Here is a 3,750-nt window from a genome sequence, read left to right as displayed (position 1 = left end):
TCAGATCCGTTTTCCTTCGGAAAACGGATCTGACCCCAACACACAGCGCGCGGCTGTTGCCTTTGCCTTTGCTCTTGCTCTTCTTTTTTCTTTTCCTGCGGTGACGGACACGGAAACTGTCCGTGGCCGGGCGGGTGGGTTGGCTGGGGGCGTGAGCCGCATGGATGCGGCGACCGAGCTTACATGGACGTACTTGCAGCGGCCCCCAGACGATCCACCCGCCCGGCTAAGCCCCGTATCGCTGCCATCACCGCAGAGGGGGCTCAGCCCGGTGGCCGGGAAACCTCAATACCCCGCCGCCTGCCCATCCTTGCGGCTCTCCGAAGCACCGTAGTACACCCCGGTCTCGGGATCGCGCATGATCGCCTGATAGCCACCATACGGGCCGTCGGCGAACACGATGCGATGCCCCTTGCGCATCAGCGCGCGCACGGTCTCGTACGGGAAGCCGGTTTCCAGATTCACTTCGCCACCGTCGGTCATCGCCGTGGCCTGGCCGGTCGGCTCGGTCGAACCCTCATGCTGGATGCGCGGTGCGTCACCGGCTTCCTGCAGGTTCATGCCGAAGTCCACCAGGTTCATCACGATCTGCGCATGGCCCTGCGGTTGCATCGCGCCGCCCATCACGCCGAAGCTGGCATACGGCTTGCCCCCCTTGGTGATGAACGCCGGAATGATCGTCTGGAAGGGGCGCTTGCCCGGTGCGTATCCGTTGGGATGGTTCTTCTGCAGCACGAACATCTCGCCGCGGTCCTGCAGGATGAAGCCCAACCCCGGCGGCGCCATGCCGCTGCCCATGCCGCGGTAATTGGACTGGATCAACGAGACCATCATGCCGTCGGCGTCGGCCACCGTCATGTAGATCGTGTCGCCTTCCTCCAGCTGCTTCGGTGTGCCCGGCTGCACTTCCTTCAAGGCCTTGTCCATCGAGATCAGCGCGCGGCGCTGCGCGGCGTACTCCTTGGAGATCAGCTTCTGCACCGGCGCCGGCTGGAATGCCATGTCGGCGTAGAAGCGCGCACGGTCGGCGAAGGCCAGCTTCTTCGCCTCAACGAACAGGTGCACATGCTCGGGTGAGCCGAACGGGATCTTCGAGAAATCGTAGCCTTCCAGCACGTTGAGGATCTGAAGCGCAGCGATGCCCTGGCTGTTGGGTGGCAGCTCCCAGACATCGTAGCCACGGTAGTTGCTGCTGACCGGCTCGACCCATTCACCGTGGTGGTCGGCCATGTCCTGGTAGCTCAGGTAGCCACCGTTGGCCTTGAAGTAGTCACCGATGGTGCGCGCGATCTCGCCCTTGTAGAAGGCGTCGCGCCCGCCGTCGGCGATCTTCTGCAGGGTGCTGGCCAGGTTCGGGTTCTTCCACATCTCGCCCTTGCGCGGGGCGTGGCCGTTGATCGTGAACTGCTCCTTGAAGCCCGGGTACTGCGACAGCTTGGGCACCGAACGGTCCCAGTAGTAGGCGATCACCTCGGCCACCGGGTGGCCCTCGCGGGCGTAGCGGATGGCCGGCGCCAGGTTATCGGCCATCGGCTTGCGACCGAAACGGTCGTGCAGGGCGAACCAGCCGTCGACCGCACCGGGCACCGACACCGGCAACGGGCCGGTGGCCGGGATGTCCTTCAGGCCACGACGCTGGAACTCGGCCAGGGTGAGCGACTTCGGCGAGCGGCCCGAGCCGTTGTAGCCGTAGAGCTTCTGCGTCTTTGGGTCCCAGACGATGGCGAACAGGTCGCCACCGATGCCGTTGCCGGTCGGCTCCATCAAGCCGAGCGCGGCATTGGCCGCGATCGCCGCGTCGACCGCCGAGCCACCGCCCTTCATCACGTCCAGCGCGATCTGGGTGGCCAGCGGCTGCGAGGTAGCCGCCATCGCATGCGGGGCGATCACCTCCGAACGGGTGGCGAAGGTGTGGCCGGTGATGCGGTCGGCGGCGATGGACAGTGCAGGCACGGCAGCCAGCACGGCGGCGGCGAGCAGGGAGCGGGCAAGGCGTCGGGACACGGTCGGGTTCCGGTGGAAGGTGGTTCCGCGATCTTCGCCGCTGCGGCCTTCATGCGGTATCGGGCAGAGGTCATGGGCGATGGCCTTTCGGTGGGTGCCGACCAAGGTCCGCCCCAGCATGGCGAACAGCGACCCGGAATCCGCGCAAAAAGCGTGTTGAAAGGAGTGAATTCGGGTTCACTGAAACACTTTCAGTGGCAACCATCCTTGCGGCGCAAGCGATTTCGCTGGACTCACTGGAAACCGATAAAAAAACTGTCGTGAGGGTTGACACCGCCAAAACGCCTGTGTTTCTCTCGATCGCATGTTGCATCACAACACGCCACCGCGAACCCACATCGAAGCCGCCGCCATCGGCGCCGCCTCGCTGCGTTCGATTCTTGTGCTCGTACTTATTACCCAACCCACAGGTGCGGGACGAGCCAGCGTGTAAGCAACAGACACACCGGAACTCTTCAAAAACCCGCACCCGCCCCGGTGCGGGTTTTTTCATTTCAGAACCTGGTTTCAGACGCAACCACCATGACCAACGCTCATCGCACAACCCGGACCTGCAGCACCACGCCTCGTGGTGGCTGTGCCTGTGCGATGCGCGGCGCCCCCTCCACCGCTTTCCCCTGACCGGCCGGCACGTCACCTCGACGACCGGCCGTTCTTTTTTCTTCCCACCGCAAGGAACCTCCCCCATGAGCACCAACGACCTGCCCCAGACCAAGATCGCCGTCATCGGCTACGGCAGCCAGGGCCGCGCCCACGCACTGAACCTGCGCGAATCCGGCTTCGACGTGGTGGTAGGCCTGCGTCCGGGCGGTCCGACCGAAGCCAAGGCCCAGGCCGATGGATTCACCGTGGTCGCGCCCGCCGATGCGGTGAAGGACGCCGATCTGGTCGCCGTGCTGACCCCCGACATGGTGCAGAAGAAGCTCTACAACGATGTGCTGGCGCCGAACATGAAGCAGGGGGCGTGCCTGCTGTTCGCCCACGGACTGAACGTGCACTACGGCATGATCGAGCCGCGCGCCGATCTGGACGTGGTGCTGGTCGCACCGAAGGGCCCGGGTGCGCTGGTGCGCCGTGAGTACGAGATCGGCCGTGGCGTGCCGTGCATCTGGGCGGTCTACCAGGACGTCAGCGGCAAGGCCGCGCAGCATGCCCAGGCCTATGCGGCCGGCCTCGGCGGTGCCCGCGCCAACCTGATCCAGACCACCTTCAAGGAAGAGACCGAGACCGATCTGTTCGGCGAGCAGGCGGTGCTGTGTGGTGGTGCGTCGGCGCTGGTGCAGGCCGGTTTCGAGACCCTGGTGGAAGCCGGCTACCAGCCGGAGATCGCCTACTACGAAGTACTGCACGAGCTGAAGCTGATCGTCGACCTGTTCTACGAAGGCGGTATCTCGCGCATGCTGGAATTCATCTCCGAGACCGCGCAGTACGGCGACTACGTCAGCGGCCCGCGCGTGATCGACGCCGGCACCAAGGCACGCATGAAGGAAGTACTGAAGGACATCCAGGACGGCACCTTCACCAAGAACTGGGTGGCCGAGTACGAAGCGGGCCTGCCGAACTACAACAGGTTCAAGCAGGCCGACCTGGAGCACCCGATCGAAAAGGTGGGCAAGGAACTGCGCGCCAAGATGGTCTGGTTGCAAGGACAGGCCGCGTAACCGCGCGGCCCTCCCCCACCCGCTTTGCAAGGTTCCCCCATGAACTCTTCCACACACCGCAGCGCGCCGCCCAACGGCGCGCGCT

The 3,750-nt window shown here is 64.8% G+C and carries 2 protein-coding genes; one reads left to right on the top strand and one right to left on the bottom strand.

Annotation, left to right across the window (positions count from 1 at the left end):
• Positions 1 to 285: 285 nt before the first annotated feature.
• The gene (gene ggt, locus ABGA94_RS12135) at positions 286 to 2,004 is read right to left on the bottom strand and encodes a gamma-glutamyltransferase (protein WP_065196510.1); all 1,719 of its coding nucleotides are present in this window, start codon (positions 2,002 to 2,004) and stop codon (positions 286 to 288) included.
• A 686-nt stretch (positions 2,005 to 2,690) separates the two neighbouring features.
• Between ggt and ilvC the strand changes: the two genes are divergently transcribed.
• Positions 2,691 to 3,665, top strand: a complete 975-nt coding sequence (gene ilvC / locus ABGA94_RS12130) for a ketol-acid reductoisomerase (RefSeq protein ID WP_053499062.1) — start codon at positions 2,691 to 2,693, stop codon at positions 3,663 to 3,665.
• Positions 3,666 to 3,750 lie beyond the last annotated feature (85 nt).

Origin of the sequence: Stenotrophomonas sp. 3diitr2024 (assembly GCF_042136455.1) — a bacterium.
Taxonomy (GTDB): Bacteria; Pseudomonadota; Gammaproteobacteria; order Xanthomonadales; family Xanthomonadaceae; genus Stenotrophomonas; species Stenotrophomonas sepilia.
Note: the sequence above shows the minus strand (reverse complement) of the source record. Positions and strands in the feature narration are given on the sequence as shown.

What these genes read in the sequence shown, in the direction of transcription:
- ilvC (WP_053499062.1), top strand. Translation starts at nt 2,691, where the DNA reads ATGAGCACCAACGACCTGCCCCAGACCAAGATCGCCGTCATCGGCTAC.